At 72.0% G+C, this 23,805-nt stretch carries 23 protein-coding genes; 1 reads left to right on the top strand and 22 read right to left on the bottom strand.

The window, feature by feature from the left end:
- Positions 1-21 precede the first annotated feature (21 nt).
- The 22 genes from ACIQ1J_RS34505 to ACIQ1J_RS34400 form a co-directional block, all read right to left on the bottom strand.
- Positions 22-1,242 carry an MFS transporter gene (locus ACIQ1J_RS34505; RefSeq protein ID WP_403563203.1) on the bottom strand — a complete coding sequence of 407 codons (1,221 nt, stop codon included), beginning with the start codon at positions 1,240-1,242 and terminating at the stop codon, positions 22-24.
- 62 nt (positions 1,243-1,304) lie between these two features.
- Complete coding sequence (locus ACIQ1J_RS34500; RefSeq protein WP_403563201.1) at positions 1,305-2,114, bottom strand: class I SAM-dependent methyltransferase; 810 nt, start codon at positions 2,112-2,114, stop codon at positions 1,305-1,307.
- Between the two features lie 40 nt (positions 2,115-2,154).
- Positions 2,155-2,820 carry a hypothetical protein gene (locus ACIQ1J_RS34495; protein WP_403563199.1) on the bottom strand — a complete coding sequence of 222 codons (666 nt, stop codon included), beginning with the start codon at positions 2,818-2,820 and terminating at the stop codon, positions 2,155-2,157.
- Between the two features lie 105 nt (positions 2,821-2,925).
- Positions 2,926-3,876, bottom strand: coding sequence for a hypothetical protein (locus ACIQ1J_RS34490; protein WP_403563197.1), 951 nt, complete (start codon positions 3,874-3,876; stop codon positions 2,926-2,928).
- A gap of 169 nt (positions 3,877-4,045) precedes the next feature.
- Complete coding sequence (locus ACIQ1J_RS34485; RefSeq protein WP_403563195.1) at positions 4,046-4,639, bottom strand: NADPH-dependent FMN reductase; 594 nt, start codon at positions 4,637-4,639, stop codon at positions 4,046-4,048.
- Positions 4,640-4,707: 68 nt separating this feature from the next.
- The gene (locus ACIQ1J_RS34480; RefSeq protein WP_403563193.1) at positions 4,708-4,944 is read right to left on the bottom strand and encodes an acyl-CoA carboxylase epsilon subunit; all 237 of its coding nucleotides are present in this window, start codon (positions 4,942-4,944) and stop codon (positions 4,708-4,710) included.
- A 192-nt stretch (positions 4,945-5,136) separates the two neighbouring features.
- Complete coding sequence (locus tag ACIQ1J_RS34475; RefSeq protein ID WP_403563191.1) at positions 5,137-5,802, bottom strand: putative quinol monooxygenase; 666 nt, start codon at positions 5,800-5,802, stop codon at positions 5,137-5,139.
- Between the two features lie 81 nt (positions 5,803-5,883).
- Positions 5,884-6,747: an NAD(P)H-binding protein gene (locus ACIQ1J_RS34470; RefSeq protein ID WP_403563189.1), complete on the bottom strand. Its 864-nt coding sequence runs from the start codon at positions 6,745-6,747 to the stop codon at positions 5,884-5,886.
- Between the two features lie 46 nt (positions 6,748-6,793).
- Positions 6,794-8,353: an acyl-CoA carboxylase subunit beta gene (locus ACIQ1J_RS34465; RefSeq protein ID WP_403563187.1), complete on the bottom strand. Its 1,560-nt coding sequence runs from the start codon at positions 8,351-8,353 to the stop codon at positions 6,794-6,796.
- A gap of 32 nt (positions 8,354-8,385) precedes the next feature.
- Positions 8,386-9,339 carry an ACP S-malonyltransferase gene (gene fabD / locus ACIQ1J_RS34460; protein WP_403563186.1) on the bottom strand — a complete coding sequence of 318 codons (954 nt, stop codon included), beginning with the start codon at positions 9,337-9,339 and terminating at the stop codon, positions 8,386-8,388.
- The gene (locus ACIQ1J_RS34455; RefSeq protein ID WP_403563184.1) at positions 9,336-10,151 is read right to left on the bottom strand and encodes a 4'-phosphopantetheinyl transferase family protein; all 816 of its coding nucleotides are present in this window, start codon (positions 10,149-10,151) and stop codon (positions 9,336-9,338) included. The genes fabD and ACIQ1J_RS34455 overlap by 4 nt, the downstream gene beginning before the upstream one ends.
- Complete coding sequence (locus ACIQ1J_RS34450; protein WP_403563182.1) at positions 10,148-10,672, bottom strand: acyl carrier protein; 525 nt, start codon at positions 10,670-10,672, stop codon at positions 10,148-10,150. Before ACIQ1J_RS34450 ends, ACIQ1J_RS34455 begins: the two co-directional genes overlap by 4 nt.
- Positions 10,669-12,078 (bottom strand): MFS transporter, encoded by a 1,410-nt coding sequence (locus tag ACIQ1J_RS34445; protein WP_403563180.1) that lies wholly within the window; start codon positions 12,076-12,078, stop codon positions 10,669-10,671. Before ACIQ1J_RS34445 ends, ACIQ1J_RS34450 begins: the two co-directional genes overlap by 4 nt.
- A gap of 139 nt (positions 12,079-12,217) precedes the next feature.
- Positions 12,218-14,599 (bottom strand): SDR family oxidoreductase, encoded by a 2,382-nt coding sequence (locus tag ACIQ1J_RS34440; RefSeq protein ID WP_403563178.1) that lies wholly within the window; start codon positions 14,597-14,599, stop codon positions 12,218-12,220.
- A 2-nt stretch (positions 14,600-14,601) separates the two neighbouring features.
- Positions 14,602-15,534 carry an aromatase/cyclase gene (locus ACIQ1J_RS34435; protein WP_403563176.1) on the bottom strand — a complete coding sequence of 311 codons (933 nt, stop codon included), beginning with the start codon at positions 15,532-15,534 and terminating at the stop codon, positions 14,602-14,604.
- Between the two features lie 33 nt (positions 15,535-15,567).
- Entirely contained in the window at positions 15,568-16,353 is a 786-nt protein-coding gene (gene fabG, locus ACIQ1J_RS34430; RefSeq protein ID WP_403563174.1) for a 3-oxoacyl-ACP reductase FabG, read from the bottom strand.
- Between the two features lie 93 nt (positions 16,354-16,446).
- Positions 16,447-16,716: an acyl carrier protein gene (locus tag ACIQ1J_RS34425; RefSeq protein WP_403563172.1), complete on the bottom strand. Its 270-nt coding sequence runs from the start codon at positions 16,714-16,716 to the stop codon at positions 16,447-16,449.
- Positions 16,717-16,784: 68 nt separating this feature from the next.
- Complete coding sequence (locus tag ACIQ1J_RS34420) at positions 16,785-18,014, bottom strand: ketosynthase chain-length factor (protein ID WP_403563170.1); 1,230 nt, start codon at positions 18,012-18,014, stop codon at positions 16,785-16,787.
- Positions 18,011-19,279 carry a beta-ketoacyl-[acyl-carrier-protein] synthase family protein gene (locus tag ACIQ1J_RS34415; RefSeq protein WP_403563168.1) on the bottom strand — a complete coding sequence of 423 codons (1,269 nt, stop codon included), beginning with the start codon at positions 19,277-19,279 and terminating at the stop codon, positions 18,011-18,013. The genes ACIQ1J_RS34420 and ACIQ1J_RS34415 overlap by 4 nt, the downstream gene beginning before the upstream one ends.
- Positions 19,280-19,313: 34 nt before the next feature.
- A complete protein-coding gene (locus tag ACIQ1J_RS34410) occupies positions 19,314-19,643 on the bottom strand; it encodes a TcmI family type II polyketide cyclase (protein WP_121748948.1) in 330 nt (109 codons plus the stop codon).
- 44 nt (positions 19,644-19,687) lie between these two features.
- Positions 19,688-20,347, bottom strand: a complete 660-nt coding sequence (locus tag ACIQ1J_RS34405; RefSeq protein WP_403563166.1) for a TetR/AcrR family transcriptional regulator — start codon at positions 20,345-20,347, stop codon at positions 19,688-19,690.
- 455 nt (positions 20,348-20,802) lie between these two features.
- Positions 20,803-22,287, bottom strand: coding sequence for an FAD-dependent monooxygenase (locus tag ACIQ1J_RS34400; protein ID WP_403563164.1), 1,485 nt, complete (start codon positions 22,285-22,287; stop codon positions 20,803-20,805).
- Between the two features lie 396 nt (positions 22,288-22,683).
- On the opposite strand from ACIQ1J_RS34400, the gene ACIQ1J_RS34395 reads away from it, so the two are divergent.
- The gene (locus ACIQ1J_RS34395; protein ID WP_403563162.1) at positions 22,684-23,616 is read left to right on the top strand and encodes a hypothetical protein; all 933 of its coding nucleotides are present in this window, start codon (positions 22,684-22,686) and stop codon (positions 23,614-23,616) included.
- Positions 23,617-23,805: the final 189 nt, after the last annotated feature.

The raw sequence follows: 23,805 nt of genomic DNA, 5'->3' as shown, positions 1-23,805 counted from the left end.
GGTTCCTCCTGGGGCGCGGGCTCAGGCGACGGCCTGTTCCGGCTCTCCTTGGTCCTGGGGCGCGGGCGCCGGGTCGGTGATGCGTACCGGCAGCAGGGCCAGCAGCAGGACGGCGGCCGCTCCGGCGCACGCCAGGAACCCGGTCTTCACGGACGTGCTGTCGACGAGGGGGCCGAGGATCAGCGGGGAGCAGAACTGCCCGGCGAAAGAGGCGGTACCGGACAGGGCGGTGGCCTGGCCGCGCAGTGCGGGTGGCGCCGTGTCACCGATCAGGACGGTCACGGCCGGCATGAGGATGCCCATGCCCAGGCCGAACAGCCCGTTGCCGACCACCACGAGCGCGGCGTGACCGGTCAGGCCGAGCAGGGCGAAGGCCAGCGTCCAGCACACGGCCGTGATCCGCAGCAGCGGACCGTAGCCGAGGGCGGCGCGCAGCTTGGCGTACCAGAGGCCGACGAGGCTCATGGTCACCGACGCCGTCGTGCTGATCAGCGCCACGAGGAACGGCTTCTCGATGCCGATCTCGGCCAGCCGGAACGGGTTGAACACGGCCAGGCCGTACAGCAGGAGCGACGCCACGATCAGCAGGCCGTAGTAGCCGAGCAGTGCCGGGCGGCGCATCAGCAAGGGCAGGATGCGCTCACCGCCGTCACCGGTGCCGTCCATGGCCGGGGCCGGATCGGTGCGGGGCAGGGCCAGCAGCGCGAGCAGGCCGAGCGGGACGCCGATGAGGTAGATGGCGAAGGGAGCGTGCCAGGACAGCCCGCCGATCGCGCCGGCCAGCAGCGGCCAGATGACGCCGCCGAGGCTGATGGCGGTGGACCGCCAGCCCATTACGGTGTCGCGCTGCGCGCCCTGGTAGTACGAGAGGAGGGCCACGGTGGTGCCGGCGAAGACGGCGGCCGCGCCGACACCGAAGGCGATACGGGTGGCGATCAGCGCCGGGTAGGAGCTGAGGAACGCCCCCGCGCCGCCGGCCGCGCCGTACAGCAGCAGTCCGGTGGCCAGCGGCACCCGCACGCCCCAGCGGTCGATCAGCCAGCCGACGACGGGGCTGGTGACGGCGATGGACAGCCCGTGGGCCGTGAGGATCATGCCGGCCGCGGTGCCGCTGAGGCCGAGATCGCCGCGTATCACCTCCAGGACGGGCGCGATGACGGCCCCCGCCATGACCGTGAGGGTCGAGGCGAGCAGAAGGACGGGCAGTACGGCGCCGCGGCCGGCGCTCGTGGGGGCTTTCATGTGCGACTCCTGGTTCGGCGATGCGCGGTCGGAAAGGAGGGGGCGGGGCGTCCGTCCCGCGGTCAGGCGGTGGGGCGCTGCCCCCAGGCGGAGAACAGCAGGGTCGTCGTGTCCCGAGCCCGGGGGTCACCGAGCGATCCGACGAAGGCCGCGAGTTGTTCCGCGGTGACCACCCCGTTGTCGACGAGGACATGCCCCTCCTGGCGCATCCGCAGGGCGATCAGCTCGTCGTCGGCCGTGGACTGGCCGGGGCCCGCGGGAGTGACGCGGGACGCCACGGACGTCAGCCCCGCCGAGGCGAGGGAGGCGGGCAGCCGGCGGCCCCACCACAGGTCCGCCCCCTGCGCGCGCATGCGCCGGAGGTAGCCCTCGATGAGCGTGCGGCCGACCTCGCTGGTGGAGTCCTCGGGCGGCAGGTAGTAGAAGTCCTCCACCACCAGCCAGCCGCCGGGGGCCAGCCACTGGACCGCCCGGTCCAGGACGGCCGCGGGCTCGGCCAGGTGCTCGAACACCGCCCTGGCGAGGACGAGGTCGAACGAGCCGGGCGCGAAGTCGGCGTCGGCGATGTCGGTCTGCCGGACCGTGAGGTTGGCCGGCGGCTCGGCGTGCACGGTGGTGAGGTGGGAGGTGTCGACGTCCACGGCCAGGACGCTGCCCCGGTCCGCCCGCCCGGCCAGCCAGCCGGCCATCGAGCCGCCGCCCGCGCCCAGCTCCAGGCAGCGCCAGGACCGGTCGAGGGGCAGTGCCCCGATGATGTCCCGGGTCAGCGGGTCGTACTTCCTCTCGAACAACTGGACCTGGTCGATCGGGGATGTTCTGCCCCGGCTCAGGGACCCGGTGCTGTGGTTCCTCTGCGTGGTCGTTTCGGTCATCTGTCTTCCCTTGTCCTGGGCCCTCGGCCGCCGTCGCGGCTCAGCGATCCCTTGCCGGCGCCCCGATGTCGGCGGCCACGGTGCAGAGCAGGAACTCGGGCGGTGCCACTTCCAGCCGGGCCACCTCCTCCAGGCCCTCGGCGATGTCCGGATGCTTCATGTAGGAGTCGTAGGCGTCGCGGTCCACCCACATCGGGCAGTTGACGAACGTCGTGCCGTCCGGCCCGATGTACGGGCTCGCCGAGATGAACCCGGGCGACGTCCTCTTCCACTCGCCGCTGCGGGCGAGCAGGCCGAGGACGGCGCGGGCGGACTCCGGTCCGGTGAGGCGGCGGACCGCGAAACCCACCAGACCGGGCGCGCGGCCGGCCGCGGGCCCCCGCACACCGGCGGCGGGAAAGCCGCTGAACCCGCTCGCGGCGCGCACCTCGGGCCGCCCGCCGAGCGTGTGCAGCACCCGGCCTTCGGGATGGCGCAGGAAGGAGTCGCGGTAGCGCTTCTCGTCGGCCCAGCGGCCCGACTGGACCACGGTGGCGCCGTCGAGGCTCACGTGGGTCCGCGCGGAGTGGAAGCCGTCGGTGTGCCGGACCCACCGGTCGACCTCGCCGGTGATCAGACCGACCAGTCGGCGGGCGGCCTCCGGGGAGTCGGTGCGCAGCACACCGAAGGTGACGAAGCCCGGTTCGGGCGTGTTCGCCGAAGTCATGGGGCAGAGCTCCCGTGGTGCGGCGGCTGTACGGCACGAGGCGAGCGGACCGGCCCGGCGTGGCCGGTGTGCCCACGCGCCCCGTGCCCGGCCTTCGCCGCGTACTCAGCCGACCTGGATGATTTCGTAGTGCCCCTTCTTGAGGAGCATGCGGCCGTCCTGGGCGTCGCTGAGCCAGTCGATGATCACGTACCGGCCGGGCTGCAGCGGCAGCTGAAGCACCGAGGAGACACCCGCGGACATCGGCAGCCCACCGGGGCCTTCACCGAGCGGACCGGGGTCCTCCGGGAACTGGCCGCTGTCCCCGAACTTGTCGAACCAGGCGACGAGCTCCTCCTCCGTCACGCCGTCCGGCACCGGGAAGAAGATCGCCTCCGCGGGCTGGCCGACAGGCATGGAGTTCCTGAAGACCAGCGGCCGGCCGGCCTTCACCGTGCCGGTCACCTCGTACCGCGGTGCGCCGTCGACGAGCTTGGCGGTCACGGCCGCGTGGGCGGCCGGCGCCGAACCGGGGGCCCACCCCGTGACGTCGAGGGTGCGGTAGCGCGGCTGCGCGTCACGGATGTGCTTGTAGTCGAAGAGGAAGTAGCGGCCGGGGTTCAGCCGCTGGGTGAACGCGGCCGGCTGGTCCGGGTAGATGACCGTGCCGCCGAGCAGGTCGGCGGTGGACAGCATCTCCTCGCTGCCTTCGATGATGTCCGGACCGTTGGCGTTGATGATCTTCATCAGGGTGGTGCGGAACTGCTCCCAGGTCACCCCGGGGCGCGGACGCGCGAGCCCGATCCAGCCGGACGCCGTGTCGGTGGTCGTGGTCCGGAACCGTACGGTTCCGCCGGGGATGGTGCTCGGGGCGTTCAGAGCGGTCGCGGTGGAGCTGACGTCCACGGTGCGGACGCCGGCGGACTCCTCGGCGGCGGCCGCCACGGCGGCACGCGGCTCCTGCGCCTCGGCCGGGGATTCCTGGGCGGCGGCGGGGACGGTCAGGGCCGTCGTCAGCAGCGCGCCCAGGGCTATGCCGATCCGGGCGCGACGGAAGGACGTGAACCTCGTCTTCATACGGAGAACTCCCAGGAATGACACCGAAGTAGTGGCTCGGCAGGAGAGCGGGAAGGAGTTGGAGGGAAAGAAGAGGCAGGTGGACAGAAAGGACCGGGCGACGGCCGGTGTGCCGACGCCCGGGCGGGTCGGCGCGGGACCGGTGCGGTCCCGCGCGGAGCCGGTCTCCTCAGCGCTTGTACGGGCGCTTGTCGCGGGCCTCGCGCAGACCCTCGGCCCACCAGGCGAGCTGATTGAGCAGGTTCCCGGCGGCGTCCTCGCTGCCCGCCGGGCTGACCGGCCGGCCCTCCTGCTCGAAGTCCGACCAGGCGTTGTGGAAGCTGAGCATGTCGCGCACGGTCGTGGCGTGGACCTCCGCGAAGACCTGCCGCAGGTGCTCGGACGCGCGCAGGCCGCCGCCCATGCCGCCGTAAGAGATCAGGCCGACCGGCTTGGCCATCCACTCGTCGAAGAACCAGTCGATGGCGTTCTTCAGGGACGACGGGAAGGTGTGGTTGTACTCGGGCGTGACGACGGCGAAGGCGTCCGCCTCGTGGAGCCGGGCGCTCAGCCGCTCCTGGATCACGTTCGTCTCGGGGTCGGGGTCCTCGCCGAACGCCGGCATCTGCACGGGCAGCGGGAACTCGGCCAGGTCGATGAGGTCGACGGTGAAGTCGCCGTGCTTCTTCGCCTGCTCCACGAACCAGTTCGCCACGGTCGGACCGAAGCGTCCGCCGCGCACACTGCCGATGATGACGGCGAGCTTGATGGGATTCTCGGTCATAGTGAACCTTTCACATGCGATGGAGCTTCGTTTACCGGATTTCGAGTAATTACCCGAACGCCGGGAATTCAGTGGTCTTCGGTGACCGGGGGATTGTCACGCCATGTGCGCGGTCCGCGGAATCCGGACTGCCGCTCCGGGCGGCGCCAGCCGGCGGTGTGCTGCTCACCCCGCGCGATATCACTGCCATGCCCGGCGCGCGCCGCGGCCAGGGCGACCACTACCGTGGTGAGGGCTGCCAGTTCCTCGGCGTTCGGAGAGCCTTTTTCCACACGAATGAATTGGTCCGGGACGGACGTATCCATTACTGACTCCCCTTTGCAGCAGACAAGACACATCAGCGGAATCTAACAACTAGCTTCTTCGACCGGGTGCGGAACTTCAAGGCCCGCAGGTTCAGATCTCGGTGAAGTTCTACAAATGCCGGTGAATTCATGTCGGAGTGTCAGGAGGGAGTGAGGCGGGCGTCAACTCCCCGGCAGCCGCGCGACGCACCCTCACGCGGCGTCGACCTGGACCGCCACCCTGCACAGCACGTACTCGGGCGGGGCCACTTCCAGGCGCGCCAACTCCTCCTGCCCCTCGGAGATCCGGGGGTCGGCCATCCACGCCTGGTAGGCGACCTCGTTCACCCACATCGGGTAATTCACGAAGGTCACGCCCTCCTTGTCGATGTAGGGCGTGGCCGAGATGAAGCCGGGATGGTGCCGCTTCCACTCGCCGCTCTTCGCCAGCAGGTCGAGCACCGCGTCGGCAGACGCGGGCCCGCCCAGGTGCCGGGTCGCCACACCCACCACGCCGGGCTGCGCGTCGGGCTCGGGCCCTTCGAGCGGGGCGGCGGCCGGGGCACCGCTGAAGACGGTCGCCGCGAGCACGCCGGGCCGGGTGCCCAGGGCGTGCAGCACCCCGCCCGAGGGGTTCTCGCGGAACGAGGTGCGATACGCCTCCTCGTCCGTCCACTCGCCCCGGTTGACCACCGTGGTGCCGTCGGTGCTGACGTGCACGCGCGAGGAGACGAATCCCCTGACGTGCCGCACCCATCGGGTCACTTCCTCGGTCAGGACCCCCACCAGGGCCGAGGCGGTCTCCGGACCGTCCACCCGCAGGACGCCGAAGGTCACGAAGCCCACCTTCGCGGCCCCGGGTTCGCGCTCAGATGCCATGGAACACTCCGTCGTTCTTCTTCGTCCGTCGGTGCCGCGTCCCGCGCTCTTCGGCGGGAACGCTGCCGGGAGCCGGTGCGGTCACCGGAAGGCGTCGGCGTGCTCCTGGGCCCAGGAGCGGAAGGTCCGGGCCGGCCGGCCGGTCACGTCCCGGACCACCGTCGAACCCAGCTCCGGCTTCTCGGTGATCGTCGCGAAGTAGTCCAGGGCACCGTCCGCGTACGCCGGCGGCCAGCCGGAGGCCACCATCGCCGCCCGCGCCGCGTCGTGCTCGACGTCCTCCCAGTCCACCGCACGGCCGATGACCTCGCCGATGATCCGCGCCTGCTCCCGCTGGGACAGCTCCTCGGCGCCGGTGACCAGGTACTTCTGCCGCGCGTGCGCCCCGGTGAGCAGCGCGGTGACCCCGACGGCCGCGAGGTCGGCCTCGTGCACCGAGGTGCGCACGGCCGCTCCGTACGGGAAGCGGACCACGCCCGAGGCACGGATCTGCTCGGCGAAGCCCAGGGCGTTCGCCTGGAAGCCGGTGGTGCGCAGGAACGTCCAGTCGACGTCCGTCGGCTCCAGCAACTCCTCGATGTAGGCGTGGCAGTTGTTGTCCACGCGCTCCAGGCCGATGTGCACGCCGACCGAGGAGACGAAGGCCACCCGGCGGGGACGTGCCGCGATCTTCTCGATGACGGCCGGCGCGGTGCTCACGTCGGTGGTGAAGAACGGCCACATCAGGAACACGCCGTCGACGCCGTCGAGGGCCGCGTCCAGGGTGTCCGGTTCGGTGAGGTCACCGTGGAAGATCTCGGTGCCCTCCGGCAGCCGGCCGACGTTCGGGTCGTCCTTCAGAACCAGGGCGCGCACGGTGGCGCCGGCCTCCAGCAACTGCGCGACCGCGTGCGGTCCGACGTTGCCGGTGGGAGCGGTCACCAGGAAGGTGTTCTGCTGCGACATGGATGCATTCCTCGTGTGGTGGGACGGGTGCGGGAAGGGGGAGGGGTCACTGCGGGGGGTTGCCGTGCTTGCGCGAGGGCAGGTCGGCATGCTTGGCGCGGAGCATGGCCAGGGACTTGATCAGGACCGTCCGCGTGTCACGGGGATCGATCACGTCGTCGATCAGCCCGCGCTCGGCCGCGTAGTACGGGTGCATCAGCTCGGACTGGTACTCCTTGATGCGCTGCTGACGCACCGCGTCCGGGTCGTCGGCGGCGTTGATCTCACGGCGGAAGATGACGTTCGCCGCGCCCTCCGCGCCCATGACCGCGATCTCGTTGGTGGGCCAGGCCAGTGCCAGGTCGGCGCCGATCGAGCGGGAGTCCATGACGATGTACGCGCCGCCGTACGCTTTGCGCAGCACCAGCGAGATCCGCGGCACGGTCGCGTTGCAGTAGGCGTACAGCAGCTTCGCGCCGCGCCGGATGATCCCGTTGTGCTCCTGGTCGACGCCGGGCAGGAAGCCCGGCACGTCCACCAGCGTCACCAGCGGGATGTTGAAGGCGTCGCAGAGCTGCACGAAGCGGGCGGCCTTCTCGGAGGCCTCGATGTCCAGCACGCCGGCCATGGCGGCGGGCTGGTTGGCGACGACGCCGACGACGTGCCCGTCGAGGCGCGCCAGGGTGCAGACGATGTTCGTCGCCCAGGCCGGGTGGATCTCGAAGTGCTCGCCGTTGTCGACGACCTCCTCGATCACCGCCCGGATGTCGTACGACTGGCCCGGCTCCACCGGTACCAGGTCCAGCAGCGCGTCGGTGGCGCGGTCGGCGGGGTCGTCGCCGCGCTCGACCGGCGCGAGTTCGCGGTTGTTGGACGGCAGCAGCGAGAGCAGGAAGCGCACGTCCTCCAGGCAGCTCTCCTCGTCGTCGTACGCGAGGTGCGCGACGCCGGACGTGGTGGCGTGCACGTCGGCGCCGCCGAGCCCGTTCTGGGTGATCTCCTCACCGGTCACCGCCTTGACCACGTCCGGGCCGGTGATGAACATCTGCGAGGTCTCGCGGACCATGAACACGAAGTCGGTCAGCGCGGGCGAATAGGCGGCGCCGCCCGCGCACGGGCCGAGCATCACGCTGATCTGCGGGATGACGCCGGAGGAACGGGTGTTGCGCTGGAAGATGCCGCCGTACCCGGCGAGCGCGGTGACTCCCTCCTGGATGCGCGCCCCGGCGCCGTCGTTCAGTGACACCAGTGGCGCGCCGGCGGCCTCGGCCAGGTCCATCACCTTGTGGATCTTCTCCGCGTGGGCCTCGCCCAGTGCGCCGCCGAAGACCCGGAAGTCGTGCGCGTACACGAAGACCGTGCGGCCGTGCACCGTGCCCCAGCCGGTGATCACACCGTCGCTGTACGGCTTCTTCGCCTCCAGGCCGAAGCCGGTCGCGCGATGCCGGCGCAGCGGCTCGATCTCGTTGAACGAGCCCTTGTCCAGCAGCAGTTCGATGCGCTCGTGAGCGGTGAGCTTGCCCTTGGCGTGCTGCCGCTCGGTGGCGGCCGGGTCGACCCCCTCACGCGCCGTCTCCTTGACGGCGCTCAGTTCGTCGAGGCGGTCCTGCAACGGTTGTGCGGTCATGATGGTCCCCCACTTCGATGTCGGTGAATGGGTCAGACGACGGCCGCGGTGACCGCGCCGAGCGCCTGGTCGAGCCGCCGGGCGTCGTCCGTGGTGCGCACCCGCGCCTCGGGTGCGATACGACGGCACAGACCGCCGAGGACCCGGCCGGGCCCCACTTCGACGAACCGGTCCACGCCGGCCGCCGTCAGGTTGCGTACCGTGTCGGTCCACCGCACCCGTCCGGTGAGCTGGCGGCGCAGGACGGCCGCGGCCTCGGCCGCGGTGGTGACCGGACCCGCGGTGGCCGCCGAGAGGACGGGGACCGAGGGGGCGCGGAAGGCCGTCTCCTCGAGGGCTTCGGCGAAGTCCGCCGCGATCCCGTCCATGAGGGTGCTGTGGAACGAGACCGGGACGTTGAGGTCCACGACGCGGCGGGCGCCGGCCAGCCGCGCCTGCCGCATCACCTCGGTCACGGCCTCGGTGCGGCCGGAGACCACCTGCTGCGCGGGGTCGTTGTCGTTGGCCACGTCCACGGCCAGCCCGGTGGCCGCGGCGATGTCGGCGCAGATGCCCTCCAGGGCCGAGGGCGCGAGACCGATGACGGCCGCCATGCTGCCCGGCGCCCGGTCGTTGACGGTGGCCATCAGCTCGCCGCGCAGGCGCACCAGCGCCAGCGCGTCCTGCCAGTCCAGGGCGCCCGCGCAGACGAGCGCCGCGTACTCACCCAGGCTGTGCCCGGCCACGACGTCCGGCCGCACGCCGTGCCGGCCGAGCACGTCGAGCGTGACCAGACTGGTCAGGAACACCGCGGGCTGGGTGACCGGGGTGTCCTGGAGGCAGGCCTCGGGGCCCTCCCAGCACAGCCGGGACAGCGGGAGGCCGAGCAGGTCGTCGGCCGGCCGGTAGTAGCGGTCCACGAGGTCGGGCCAGCGCTCGACGAGATGGCGCCCCATGCCGACGCGCTGGGAGCCCTGGCCCGGGAAGACGAAGGCGGTCCTGGTCATGACGGTGCGTCTCTCCTTCGGTGAGGGGCTGCCGTACGGGACGGGCGCGAGCGCACCAGCTCGTCGAAGAGCCCCCTGGCGTCGTCGGCGTACAGCCAGTCCATGGGCAGCCGGCGGACCGAGGCCCGGGCCGAGGCTTCGCCCTTCAGCGCGACGGCGGCGGAGTGCCGGGGCCCGCTGGGGATGTCGGTGATCGTCCAGCCCGCCGGCCGGCGGGCCGGATCGGAGCCGAGGTAGTCCGCGGACGGGGAGCGGCTCAGGCCGGTGCCCAGTCCCTTGAGGTAGGCCTCCTTGCGGGTCCAGAGCCTGCTGAACAGTTCCGCCCGCTCCGTCTGCGGCACGCGCGCCAACTCGGCCCGCTCGCCGGGGTGCAGCGCCTCGGCGCAGATGGCGACGGTCTCGGCGCCCGGCAGCTTCTCCAGGTCCGCGCCCACCGTGGTGGGCGCGACGGCGACGAGGGCCAGTCCGCCGCTGTGCGACAGGGAGAAGTGCAGGGGAGGGTCGGGGGTGGCGACGGCGGGCCTGCCGTGCGGCTTGCCGCATCCGGGGCAGGGCTCCCGGACGAAGGGCACGTCCTGGGGGGCGACCCCGAGATACGAGCCGAGCAGCCGGCGCAGGGCGATGTGCGCGGCCGCGTAGAGCAGTCCGTCGGCGGGACGGACGAACGACGCCGCGCGGTTGCGTTCGTGGCCATCCAGTTCGGACAGGTCGAGCGAGGCCGCGCGATCGGCCTTCGGGGCCTTGAGCAGCCACAGATCGAGTCGGCCGGGCGCCACCGCGGACGAGGTGAGGACCGCGGTCGGGGCGGTCATGCCGTGACCGCTGCACCGGCGGGCCGGGGCCGTGCCGGGCCGGTGTGCGCGGTACCGGAGTGCGGGTGGGAGTGTCCGTCGGCGCCCAACTGCCCGGCGAGGCAGTCGATCAGCTCCACGGCGCTGTTGGCGAGCAGCAGCCGCTGCAGGTTCACCTCCAGGCCCAGGGCGGCCTCCATGCGGTGCTGCAGTTCCATGCCCGTGATCGAGCCGACGCCGAGGCTGCGCATGGGGCGGCCGGTGGTGTCGACGAGATCGGGGGCCATGCCCAGCGCGCGGCCGAGCTCCTCGCGGACGTACCGGTCGATGATGCGGGCGCGTTCGGCGGGCGGCGCGACGGCCAGTTCGGCCGCGTCGGGGGCCGCGACCTCGACGGGCGGGCCGGGTTCGGGCTCCGGGTCCCAGTCGTCCCAGCCCCGGTCGTCCCAGCCCCGGTCGTCCCAGTCCCGGTCGTCCCAGTCCCGGTCGTCCCAGTCCCGGTCGTCCCAGTCCCGGTCGGCCCGGGCGCTCAGGTGACTCATCTCTCCTCCAGAGTTCGGTTGCGGTCGGGGAGTACGCCGCCGACGGCGATCAGCAGCCCGAGCACGCCGACGGCGGTGACCAGCAGCAGGGCGGCGCGGTGGCCGGCCGGTTGCACGGCCGCCACCAGGGCGAGCATCAGTACGGCGCCCATCTGGACGCCGGTCTGGTAGAGGCCGCTCGCCTCGGCCTGCCGGCCGGCCGGGACGGCCGAAGTCGCCTGCATGTGCAGGGCGGTGAAGGAGAGCACGAAGCCGGCACCGACCAGCAGCATCGAGGGCAGGACGTCGACCGCGTAGTGCACCGGGGTGTCCAGGCGCAGCAGGAGGACGTAGCCGAGCGGCGGGAAGACCGCGCCGACCGCGATCAGCCGGGCGGCCGTGAAGCGGCTGACGAGACGTCCGGAGTGCAGGGCGGACAGGGCGAGCGGGAGGCTCGCGGGCAGCAGGGCCAGTCCGGTCTGCAGCGGGGACCAGCCGCCCGCCCGCTGGAGGTGGAGTGTGCTCACCAGCAGCATTCCCAGGTACGAACCGTTGAGGGCGGCCGCGCCGAGGGCGGAGCGGATCAGCGGCCGGCCGGCCGGCAGGTCGGGCCGGAACAGCGGCGCGCGGGCGGTCAGCTCGATCCGTACGAAGGCGGGCAGCAGCACGGCCGCGCCCAGGAACGCCGCGATGGTGCTCGGATCGGCCCAGCCGGTCGCGGGGACGGAGGTGACGGCGTGCACCAGGAGCAGGGTGCCGCCGGTCAGCGTGAGCGCACCCGCCGCGTCGTAGCGGCGCGGCCGGTCCGGGGCCGGGGTGTCGCGCGGGATCAGCCGCAGTCCGCACACGAACAGCATCAGCGCCACCGGGGCGGGGAACGCGAAGGTCCAGCGCCAGCCGGCTTCCGTGAGCAGGCCCGACAACAGCAGACCGGCGGAGAAGCCGCTCGCGCCGAAAAGGGTGTAGACCGACACGGCGCGGCCGCGCGGGCGTCCTTCGGGGAATACGGAGGCGATGATGGCGAGGCCGGTGGGGGCGGTGAGCGCGGCGCAGAAGCCTTTCACCAGGCGCGTGGCGACGAGCGGGACGAGACTGTCGGCGAAGGCCGACGCCAGCGATGCCGCGGCGAAGACGAGCATGGCCGCCAGGTAGACGGGACGGCGGCCGAGCAGGGCGACCACACGGGTGCCGAACAGCATCAGGGCGCCGAACCCGACCGCGAAGCCGGTCACCACCCAGTGCAGCCGGTGCGGAGCAAGGTCGAGGTCCTCGCCGACGGCGGGCAGGGCCACGATCGCGACGGAGACTTCCAGGGCGTCGATGAGCATGTTCCCGGCGAGGACGAACAGCAGACCCCACAGCGCGGGGCTCCAGGTCGCGCCGGCCGTCGCCTGACCGTGGTGCGAGGGGCTGGTCGGAAGCGTCATGGTCCTCTTCCAGGGAGTCCTGTTCCTCGGCGATGGGCGCCGGGAAGTGGGGTGCCGGAGGGGGTGGCCGGCCACGAGCGGAAGCTCGCGGCCGGCCGGGCCGGCGCGCGACGGGGGAATGAGAGCGCGCCGACGTTTGTCAGCCGAGCAGCGTGCCGCCGCTGGCGTCGATGAAGGCGCCGGTGATCCAGCGGGCGTCGTCGGTGGCGAGGAACGTCACCACGTCGCCGACGTCCTGGGGTTCACCGACGCGGTTGAACGTGGACAGAGCCGCCATCTGCTCCACGACCTCCGGGATGTCGAAGGCCGGGTTGCCGTTGCGGGTGATGCCCGGGGCCACGCTGTTGACCGTGATGCCCCGCGGGCCCAGCGCCTTGGCGTAGTGCAGGGCGAGCATCTCCACGGCACCCTTGGTCATCGCGTACGCGATCTCCTGCGGGTTCGCGAAGCGGGTGAGGCCGGAGGATATGTTGATGACGCGCCCGCCGTTCGGCATGATCTTCAGGGCGCGCTGGATGATGAAGAACGGCGCCTTGGCGTTGACCGCGACCAGGCGGTCGAACTGCTCGGGCGTGGTGTCCTCGGGGGCCACTCCGCCCATCACACCGGCGTTGTTGACCAGGATGTCGAGGTCGGTCGTCCCGGTGCGCTCCTTGAGGCCCTGCTCCAGCCCCAGGAACAGCTCGTGGACGTCGCCGGTGACACCCAGCTCCGCGCCGACCGCGAAGGCCCGGCCGCCGTCCTTCTCGATGGAGGCGACGACCTCGTCGGCGGCGTCCTTGTTCGAGGAGTAGTGGACGGCGACGAGTGCGCCCTCCCGCGCGAGGCGCACGGCGGTCGCCCGGCCGATGCCCCGGCTCGATCCTGTGACGAGCGCTGTCTTTCCGGTGAGCCTGCCCATGTCGTGTTCTCTCCGCTTCGTTGACGTGTGGGACGTGGCCGGGACCGCGCCGGCCCCTGCCGGTGCGGCGGCCGTGGTACGAGCCGGGACGGACGCCGGGCCGGCTGCCGTGGTGGTGGTCGCCGGGGCCCCGAACCATCGGTGCAGGGCGGTCGCGAGATCCGTCTCGCCGTCGGATCCGGTCCACGCGATGTGACCGTCCGGGCGTACGAGGACGGCCTCGGTGTCTCCCAACGGGCCCCGGCCGAACGGGACATCGGCGGACACCATGTCCACCTGGGCCGCCCAGGGGGCAGCCGTGGCGCGCAGCCCCGCGCGCCGGGACCCGTCGCCGGACAGCGCGAGCAGCAGACCGCGGCCGGAACGCAGCAGCGCCGGGGTGCTGGTCCGTCCGCGGTCGCCGTCCAGCTCCGTGTGGGGGAGACGGGCACCGAGCAGCGGGTGGCGGCCCGGTCCCACGTCGTAGCGGACGTCCAGGCCCGAGATCATGCCGGCGAGGTGGACGCGTACGTCCTCGTGCGGGACCAGCTCCGCGAGGACGTCCCGGGCCGACTCGACCTCCGCGCCACCGAGCAGCAGCATGGCCTGGGCCGCGATGTTGCCCAGGGTCCGCCCACCGACCGCGTGCCGTTCGGCGTGGTAGCTGTCGAGCAGGCCGTCCGGACCGCGCTCGCCGACCTGGGCCGCCAGTTTCCAGCCGAGGTTGACGGCGTCCTGCAGACCCAGGTTGAGGGCCTGGCCGCCGATCGGCATCTGGGCGTGGGCGGCGTCGCCCGCGAGGAACAGCCGGTAGTCGCGGTAGTGCGCGGCCTGCCGTGAGACGTCGCCGAAGGCGTTGACCCAGAGCGGGGTGCCGTCGCCGATGTCCTCGCCGGTGACGCGCCGCCAGGCCTCGGCGAGCTCCACGAACGTCGGCTCGGCCGCGGACCCGGGAGCCGCCGCGCGCGGCCGGGCGGTCCGCCCGTACTCGTGCAGCATCACGCGCGTCACTCCGTCGGGACGGCGTGCGGCGATGGCCAGGCCGCGCTCCAGCCGCTGGAAGCGCCGGTTCGGGATGTCGATGCCGGCCACGTCGGCCCGGATCAGCTCCCGGGTCGCGTCGGTGCCGGGGAAGTCGAAGCCGCCGAGACGACGGACGGTGCTGTGCTCCCCGTCGCAGCCGACCACGCACTTGGCGCGCAGCCGCACCGGTCCGTCCGGGCCGTGCACCTCCGCCTCGGCGTGGTCCCGGGTCACGGTCAGCCCACGGAGCTCGTGGCCCCGCAGGACGACCGCGCCCAGGCCGGTGGCCCAGTCCCCGAGCAGTTCCTCGGTGCGGACCTGCGGGACCTTCCACTGGCCCGGGTACGGGCCGGGGAGGGTGAGGTCGAGGGGGACGCCGCCGAAGTGGCCCATGACGTCGTTCGGCACCGGGCCCAGTTCGTCGAGCAGGCCGCGGCTGTCGAGGATCTCCATGGTGCGGGCGTGCAGGGTGGACGCCCGCGACTCGGTGGTGGGGGCGGACAGCCGCTCCACGACGACCACGTCCGCACCGCCCAGCCGCAGCTCGCCGGCGAGCATCAGCCCGACCGGCCCGGCACCGACCACGACCACCTGGGTTTCCCTGTAGTCGCGTGCCATGGTCAGCGCTGCTGCTCGGCGTGGCGCTTGGCGTGACCGAGGGTGGCCCGGCTGTTGGTGCTCAGGGCGTTGCGCACGTACTCCCTGGCCTCGGCGACACCGGCCTCCGGGCCCAGGATCCGGGTGATGTTCGCGGTGTTCAGCACGACGGTGTGCTGCGAGGAGGCGGCGACGCCGTCCTCGTTCTCCCCGAAGGTCCAGTAGCCCGTGTGCAGGGTCATCAGCGCGGGCAGGGTGACCTGCTTGTACGCGATCCTGTGGTGGGGGAAGCAGACCCGGTACGACTTGGTGGTGTGCGTGGAGCCGTCCTTGGCGCGGGTGTCCATCTCCAGGATCTGGAGTCCGGGGGAGACCTCGTCCAGCCGTACCGTGGCCACGTGCGGCAGACGCTCCTCCCAGCGGTCCGCCTCGTTGATGAAGTCGTAGACCTCCTTGGCGGAGCCGTTCACCTGGACCGTGTCCTCGAAGGAGAAGGTCACCTCCTCGCTGGCGCGGGCCAGTTCGACGTTGGACTTGAGCGCGGCCAGCTCCGAGCGGGAGTTGCGGTCGACGGCCTCGTCGATCCACTTCAGGCCCTCGGGGTCGTCGTCGATCGCCCGGTAGTCGTGCAGCAGCCGGATCCGCGACTCGTCCGCGGAGAGCGGCTCGATGATCCAGGTGCCGCCCATGGAGGCGACCGGCGGTGCGGAGACCTCCTGGCGGAAGGTGATGCGCAGTGCCCCGGGGTCGAGGGTGCGGCGCGAGGTCCAGTTCTTGACCTCACCGTTGGCGGTGGCCCAGATGCGGATGCGCTCCTCGCCGGCGCCCCGCTCGACGTGGTCGACGTACACCGTGGGCGGGAAGATCCGCGGCCAGTTCTCCACCTCGGCGATCAGGCGGTAGACCTCGCCCGCGGGGGCGTGGACGGTGATCTCGTGCTCGACCTCTTTGGTCATGGGGTTCGGGTCCTTTGGGTCGCGTCGGTCCGGTCAGAAGTTGCCGAGGCCGCCGCAGACGTTGAGCGCCTGCGAGGTGATGGATGCGGCGGTGTCGGAGGCCAGGTAGCCGACGAGTCCGGCCACCTCCTCCGGCGTGGAGTAGCGGCCGAGCGGGATCTTGGCCTGGAACTTCTCGAGGATCGCCTCCTCGGAGGCGTCGTAGGCGGCCGCGTAGCCCTGGCGGACCCGCTGGGCCATGGGGGTCTCCACGTAGCCCGGGCACACCGCGTTGACGGTGATGCCGGTGGGCGCCAGCTCGTTGCCGAGGGCTTTGGTGAAGCCGACCACGCCGTGCTTGGAGGCCGAGTACGGGGCACCGAGGACGACGCCCTGCTTGCCGGCGGTGGAGGCGATGTTGATGATCCGGCCGCGGCTCCTGTGGCGCATGCCGCCGGTGTTCAGCACCTCCTTCGTCATGCGGAAGACGCTGTTGAGGTTGGTGTCGACGACGTCGTGCCACAGCTCGTCGTCGATGTCGGCGGTGACGCCGCCGCCGCTGCGGCCGGCGTTGTTCACCAGGACGTCGACGGCGCCGTAGCGGTCCACGGCGGCCTGGACGAAGTCGCGCGCGTTCTCGGAGGAGCGCACGTCCAGGGTGGCGCCGTCGACCTCCAGACCCTCCTCACGCAGTTGCTTGACGGTGGACACGACGTTCTCCGCGTTGCGCGCGCCGATGAAGACCCGGTGTCCCTGGCTCGCCAGGAGACGCGCGACGGCGAGGCCGATTCCGCTGGTGGCACCGGTGACGAGGGCGACGCGCTGGTCCTGCTGCGACATCTGTTCTCTCCAAAGAGGGTGGGCGGTACGGGCGGCGGCCGCCGTGCCCGGCACGGCGGCCGCAGGGTGTGGGGGGTGGGTGCCGCGGCCGGCTCAGGCGGCGAGGGACTCCCGCATCTGCGCGTTGACGGCGGTTATCAGGCCGCGGGGGGTGGGGTTGTCGGTGAAGACGTCGTCGTCCAGGGCGATGCCGTACTCGCGCTCGATCCGGCCGGCGGTCTCCAGCAGGGCCAGCGACTCGTAGCCCAGCTCCTCGAAGTCGGTGTCGAGGATGTCGCCGTCGAGGTCGACGCCCTCGTCCGCGCCGGCGCCCTCGAGCAGGATGCGCCTGAGAACCTCGAGGGTGAATTCCTTGTCGGACATGTGGTTTCCCCTTCATGGGTGTGGTGGGTGCAGCGGTGTGTGCGGCCGTGGCGGCGGCCGGTCGCGGACTAGTCGACGGCCCCGACGACGACGGCGGAGTTGAAGCCGCCGTAGCCCCGGGCGAGGACGAGCGCGGTGCGTACCGACGCGGTACGCGGCTGGCCGGTGACCAGGTCGATGTCGTACTCGGGCGACAGGGTCACGTTCGTGGTCGGCGGGATCAGGCCCTCGCGCATGGACAGCACCGCGGCGACCACGTCCACCGGCGCGGCGCCGGAGTAGAGCCGCCCGATCATCGTCTTCGGCGCGGTGACCGGGACCCGGCCGGCGCCGAAGACGGCGGTGACGGCATCGGCCTCCTCGCGGTCCAGGCCGGGGGTGCCGGCGGCGTCGGCGAAGACCACGTCGATCTGGCCGGGTGCCACGTTCGCGTCGGCCAGGGCCAGCTCGATCGCCCGCCGCAGACCGGGCTCCCGGCCCGAGCCCGGCTTCGGGTCGAACGTCGCGCCGTACCCGGAGATCTCGCCGTAGACGTTGCGTGCCCCGCGCCGGCGGGCGGCCTCGGCGTCCTCCAGGATGAGCAGCGCCCCGCCCTCGCCGGGCACGTAACCGCAGGCGTCGGCGTCGAAGGGCAGGTAGGCCCGCTCCGGCTCGGTGCGGGTGCTGAGGCGGCCGTTGGCGAGCTGCGCCACCCAGCCCCACGGGCAGATGGAGGCGTCGAAGCCGCCCGAGAAGATCAGCTTGCTGCCCTTGCGGATCTGCCGCCGGGCCTGCGCGACGGCGTCCAGACCGCCGGCCTGGTCGCTGACGACCACACCGCTCGGTCCGCGCATCCCGTTGCGGATGGAGATCTGGCCGCTGTTGACCGCATAGAACCAGGCGAAGGACTGGTACGCGCTGACGTACTGGCTGCCCTGGCTCCACAGCTTCTTCAGTTCGTTCTGGCCGAACTCGAAGCCGCCGGAGGTGCTGGCGGTGACCACGCCCATGTCGAACTCGGGGATGTCGCCGGGCCTGACGCCGGCGTCCTCGAAGGCGCAGTCGGCGGCCACCAGGGCCAGCCGAGTCATCCGGTCGGTCTGCGGGATCAGCCGGTTCGGCAGGTGGTCCTCGGCGACGAACCCCTGGATCTCTCCCGCCAGCGTGGCCGGGTACCGGCTCGGGTCGAAGCGAGTGATCCGGCCGATGGCGTTCTTGCCGATACGGGTGGCGGCCCAGAAGTCGTCCACGCCGAGCCCGTTGGGGGTGGCGACACCGATGCCGGTGACGACGGTCCTGGTGGGGGTACGCGCGCTCATGCGGCGCTCCTTTCGGGACGGGCCAGCACCATCGCGCTCTGGAACCCGCCGAATCCGCTGCCGACCGTCAGCACCGCGTCGGTGGTGTGCTCACGGGCGGTGAGCGGCACGTAGTCGAGGTCACACTCGGGATCGGGGGTGTGCAGGTTCGCGGTGGGCGGCACCACGTTGTTCTCCATCGCCAGCACGGACGCGGCGATCTCGATCGAGCCGATCGCGCCCAGCGAGTGCCCCACCATGGACTTGATGGAGCTGACCGGGGTGCGGTAGGCGTGCTCGCCGAGGCTCAGCTTGAACGCGGCGGTCTCGTGCCGGTCGTTCTGCTTGGTGCCCGAGCCGTGCGCGTTGATGTAGTCGATGTCCTCGGGGTTCATCCGCGCCTCGTCCAGCGCCACCCGGATCGCCTCGGCCATCTCCCGGCCGTCCGGGCGCAGGCCGGTCATGTGGAAGGCGTTGCAGCGCGAGGCGTACCCGGCGATCTCGGCGTAGATGTGGGCGCCGCGCCGCCGGGCGGCGGTCAGCTCCTCCAGTACGAAGACCGCGGAGCCCTCGCCGAGCACGAACCCGTTGCGGGTGCCGTCGAACGGCCGCGAGGCGTGCTCGGGGTCGTCGTTGCGCGGCGTCGTCGCCTTGATCGCGTCGAAGCAGGCCATCGTGATCGGGGAGATCGGCGTGTCCGTGGCTCCGGCGATCATCACGTCGGTGCTGCCCTCGCGGATCAGCTCCACGGCGTGGCCCACCGAGTCGAGCCCGGACGTGCAGCCGGTGGAGACCACCGTGTTGGGGCCCTCCGCGCCGACCGCCCACGCGACCTCGGCCGAGAACGAGCTGGGCACGAAGTGGTTGTACAAGTGCCTCGGGGCGTAGGCGTAGTCGACCAGGTCGAGCCGGCCACCGTCACTGACCACGCGGTACTCGTCGTCGAGCCCCGTGGTCGCGCCGACCGCGCTGCCGATGGTCACCCCGGTGCGGTGCGGGTCGATGCCCGCCAGGTCCAGCCCGCTGTCGGCCAGCGCCTCGCGCGCGGTGACGACACCGAACTGCGCGGCGCGGTCCATCCGCCGGATCTCCTGCGGGCCCAGGCCGTGCAGTTCGGGGTCGAAGTCGGCCTCGGCCGCGACCTGGGAACGGAACGAGGAGGGATCGAAGAAGGTGATTCCCCGGGTGGCCGTGCGGCCCTCGCTCAGCAGGCTCCAGAAGTTCTTGGTGCCGACACCGCCCGGTGCCAGCACGCCGATTCCCGTGATTACTACCCGGCGCTCCACTAGAGGGTGCCTCCCATGATGTCGGTCGACGGCTTCACGAGGAGGCCGTCCAGTTGTAGAAACGGGTGGCCATCGCGTCGGCCGGGGACCGCCAGGTCGCCGGGTCGTAGGCCTGGATGAAGGGCTTGAGGTCCTCGCTGATCCCGACGAAGCGCGGGTCGGACTTGGCCTCCTCGATGAGCTGTCCGCCGTTGTCCGAGTCGAAGTCCTGCAGGTGGAAGTACAGGCCGCGGTACGCGAACAACTGGCGGCGACGGGTGCCCATGCGGTGCGGCATCTCGGTCGCGTCGAACTCGCCGAAGAGCTTGGCCACGTCGACGCTCGACTCGGCGTCCATACGGGCCACGATCAGGGTGCTGTGCATGCGTTTCTCTCTTCCGGTGGGCGGATGGCAGCGGCCGGACGGAATCAGCCGGCCGCGGTGGGCCGGTACAGGCGCAGGAAGTCGCGCACACCCTGGGTGACCAGTTCGTCGGTCTCCTCGTCGGTGAGCGGAAGCGCGCCGTGGAACGACCGCTGGGCGACCGGGGTCGCCACGAGCAGGACGAAGTGACCGGCCGCGCGGCAGGGGTCCTCGACGTCGAGGAGCCCCCGCTCGGCGACCTTCGCCAGGCCCCGGGCCAGCGCCTGCTCGGCGCGCTGCGGCCCGGCGCTGCGCCACACCTCCAGCACGTTCGCGGGCAGCCGGGCGATCTCCGCGTTGAGCTGCCGTACCAGGGCGAAGTGCTCGGGGAACTCGGTGAGCGGCCGCTGCCACGCCCGGCCGAAGGCGATGAGGTCGGCCTCCAGGTCGGTACGAGTGCTCAGCCGGCGTTCCGCGATGTCCGCCAGCGCGGCGGCGACGGACGCGGCGCTGTTGAGGACGACCGACAGGAGCAGCCGCTCACGGTCCGGGAAGTGCTCCAGCAGGGTGCTCTCGGCGACACCGGCCTCGGCGGCGACGGTGTCCAGCCGCGCCCGGGTGCACCCTTCGCGGGCGAACACCCGCAGCGCGGCGCGCTCGATGGCCCGGCTCTCCTCGGCCGGGCCGGGCCGGGGCACGTTGGGCAGGACGACGTGTGCGGTCATACGTGGCTCCTGGACGGTCGAGTGGACTCCTCGGGCCTTGCTTCCGCACCGCGAGGGGCGCCGCGGCGGGGGGACCCGGCGGGCGTCGTCGCACGGGGCGGTCGGTCGCGGGCCCGGCGCGGTCGGCTGCATGGCGGGTGCGGTGGTCGGCGGTACGCCGGGTGCGGTTGGTCGTGCGGCCGACGCGTTCGTCGGCCGTGCGCCCGGCGCGGTGACGCGGTGGTCGGTCTTGCGGCCGACGTGGTCGGGCGTGTGTCTTGCGGCTGGTGTGTCGTGTGGCGTGTGTCTTGCGGCTGGTGTGTCGTGTGGCGTGTGTCTCGTGGCTGGTGTGCCGTGCGGCGTGTGTCTCGCGGCTGGTGTGCCGTGCGCCTTGCGGTGTGGGCCTCGAGCTGGGTGCGCCGGGCCGCGTGCGCCTGTTGGCCGGTGCGCCTCGAACGGACCCGTGCCGGACGCTGTCACACCGTGCGGTGGGTGGACGGTGTGCCGAACCAGCGCTCCAGGGCCATCGACAGGTCGTGGTGGCTGCCGGGCGCGGCCCAGGCGACGTAGCCGTCGGGGCGGACCAGGACCGCGGAGGTGCCGTGCAGCGGGCCGTCCTCGGCGACCCCGTGCGGGGCGGCGGTCACGATGTCCAGGCGTCCGGCCCACGCCGCAGCCCGCTCACGCAGGGTGGGGTTGTCCTCCAGGTCGAGCAGGACGCCCCGGCCGGCGTGCAGCAGCTCGGTGCTGCTGGTCTTGCGGGTCTCGCCGACCAGTTCGAGGTGCGGCATGCGCTTGCCCAGCAGCGGGTGGCGGCCCGAGCCGACGTCGTACGTGATCTCCAGGCCGCTGACCATGCCCGCCAGGTGCCGGCTCACGTCCCGGTAGGCGATGAGTTCACTGAGTACGTCGCGCAGCGGCTGCACCTCGGGGCCGCTGAGGAAGAGCAGCCCCTGGGCGCGGGTGTTCATCAGCAGGCGCCTGCCGACCGGGTGGCGCTCGCCGTGGTACGTGTCCAGCAGGTCGGCGGACGCCCAGCCGTTGACGGCGGCGGCCAGCTTCCAGCCGAGGTTCGCCGCGTCCTGGATGCTGGTGTTCATGCCCTGCCCGCCGGCCGGCAGGTGGATGTGCGCGGAGTCGCCCGCCAGGATGACGCGGCCGCGCCGGTACTCGGTGACCTGCCGGGTGGCGTCGCCGAAGGCACTGACCCACACCGGTTCGCCGTGTGAGATGTCCGTGCCGGTGAGGCGCTGCCAGGCGGCCGCCACCTCCTCGAACGTGGGCGGCTCGGTGCGCCGCTGCGGCGGGGTGCCGCGCTCGCAGACGATGAGACGGGTGATGCCGCCGGGCAGCGGGCCGACCATGACCATGCCGCCGGGCAGCGTCTCCCCGATCATGCGGGGTTCGAGGTCCAGCCCCTTCACGTCGGCGAGGAACATCTCCAGCGTGGAGGCGGTCCCAGGGAAGTCGAAACCGGCGGCCTTGCGGATGGTGCTCCGCCCGCCGTCACAGCCCACCAGGTAGGCGGCCCGCAGGGTGTGGACGCCCTGGGGACCGCGCACCTCGACCTCGACGCTGTCGCCGTGGTCCGTCAGGGACAGCAGCTCATGACTGCGCCGGATGTCGGCGCCCAGGTCGGTGGCCCACTCCTCCAGCTTCGTCTCGGTGACGGACTGGGGGACGGTCTTGGCCGCCTGCCAGGCGCCTTCCAGCACGCCGAAGTCCACCGGCAGGCCGCCGAAGTGCCCCTGGTTGCTGGTCTCGATCTCCCCGAACCGGGGCAGCAGACCACGCTGGTCGAAGACCTCCATGGTGCGCGCGGTGAAGCCCAGCCCGCGGGACTCCCCGGTCCGCTCCGCCAGTCGCTCCAGGACGATGACCTCCACTCCCGCGAGCCGAAGTTCACCGGCGAGCATGAGCCCGGCCGGACCGGCGCCCGCGATGATGACCGCAGCGTCCATGTACGTCTCCTTGGGTGTGGTCGAGAATGCGCGACAAGGCAGCCGGAAGTCGGCTGCGAAACAAGTGAAGGCCGAAGTCGAAGGCGACCGGAGAACTGGTCGAAAAGGATCGGCGTAACCGCCGGACCGGAATTCGTCACAGTTCAGCGGAGGCTATGGAAGAGCTTCTTCGTTTCCGGCGCGGGAGTCAACCAGCCAAGATGCAGATCTCTGTCACGTTCCGTCAGAGCAGCTACAGAGAAAGATAAAACTGTCTCGCATCGGCAGGTACGGCACAGATTCGCCAGCCGTAGCCGAAATCGACTACACAGGACTCACAAATAGGAGGCTCTTGCCTTGTCCCTGACTCAATGACCGAAATAGCTTGGCTGGCAGTTCGATGAAATGGGGGAACTGATGAGTCAGGGAACGATTCGAACAGTCATGGTGCTGACGGCGTGCGAGGGCACGGGTTGCCGCCGTCAGGAGGCGACGGGCGGCCGGTCCCGCCGCCTCGCCGAGCGGGGAACGCGTCTGTGTTCCTCGTGCGGCAACCGCCTCGTCGCGGAGCTGAGGAAACTGCCCGGCCTGTACGAGGAGTGCGGGCTGCTCCTCGGCGGGTCCGATCAGCCCCGCGAGAGGACGACCGGCGGACCACTGCCCGGTATGCCCTTCAACACCGCTGCGGCCGAGGCGCGCGCGGCCGTCGTCGGCGTCCTGCGGTCGTGGGCGGCCGTGGTCGTCGACGGCCGGCGCATCCGCCTCCCGCGGGGGACGGCGCACCGGTCGTCGGTCATGGTGGGGGAACTCGCCGGCTTCCTGGCCCGGCACGCCGAATGGCTCCTGGCCCACGAGGCCGCGGGGGACGTCTCGGAGGAGGTGGCGCGGCTGGTGCGCAGGGCACGCCGGGTCATCGACCCGGAGCCGCTGCGCCGGGTGACGATCGGGACCTGTGTCGAGCCGGACTGCCGTGGTGGGCTGACGGCCACCGTGCAGCCGAGCCGGCCGCAGCTGCCCGCGGAGATCACCTGCGACGCCGATCAGTCCCACCGCTGGCTGGGGCACGAGTGGCTCCAGTTGAGCCGCCGGCTCGCTCAGGGGCGTCGGTCCACGACCGTCCCCGCGGCCTCCGCGCCGGCCGAGGCGGAGAGCGTGCGCTGGGTCACCGCGGGCGACGTCGCGCAGCTGTGGGGCATCGCCACCGGCAGCGTCTACCGCCACGCCAGCGAGCAGCAGTGGCGCCGCCGTTCCCGCGGCGGCCGCACGTACTACCACGACGCCGACGTCCACCGGACCCTCGGCGGACGCGGGCCGGGCCCGGGGCCGGGCGGGCGAGGGCGTGGCGCGTAGTGCCGGGCCGCCGCACCGCCCCGGTGCGGCGGCCACCGCCGAAGGCCCCGCCCGGATGGGCGGGGCCTTCGGCCGTCGTCGTACGGGGCCGACGTCAGTCCTTGATTTCGCAGATGGGGGCGCCGGAGGTGACGGAGGCGCCGACTGCGGCGCCGAGGCCCTTGATGGTGCCGGATTTGTGGGCGTTGA

The sequence above is a fragment of the Streptomyces sp. NPDC097107 genome (assembly GCF_044762405.1).
In the GTDB taxonomy this organism is placed as follows: Bacteria; Actinomycetota; Actinomycetes; order Streptomycetales; family Streptomycetaceae; genus Streptomyces; species Streptomyces thinghirensis.
This window is presented reverse-complemented; position numbering and strand designations above follow the sequence as displayed.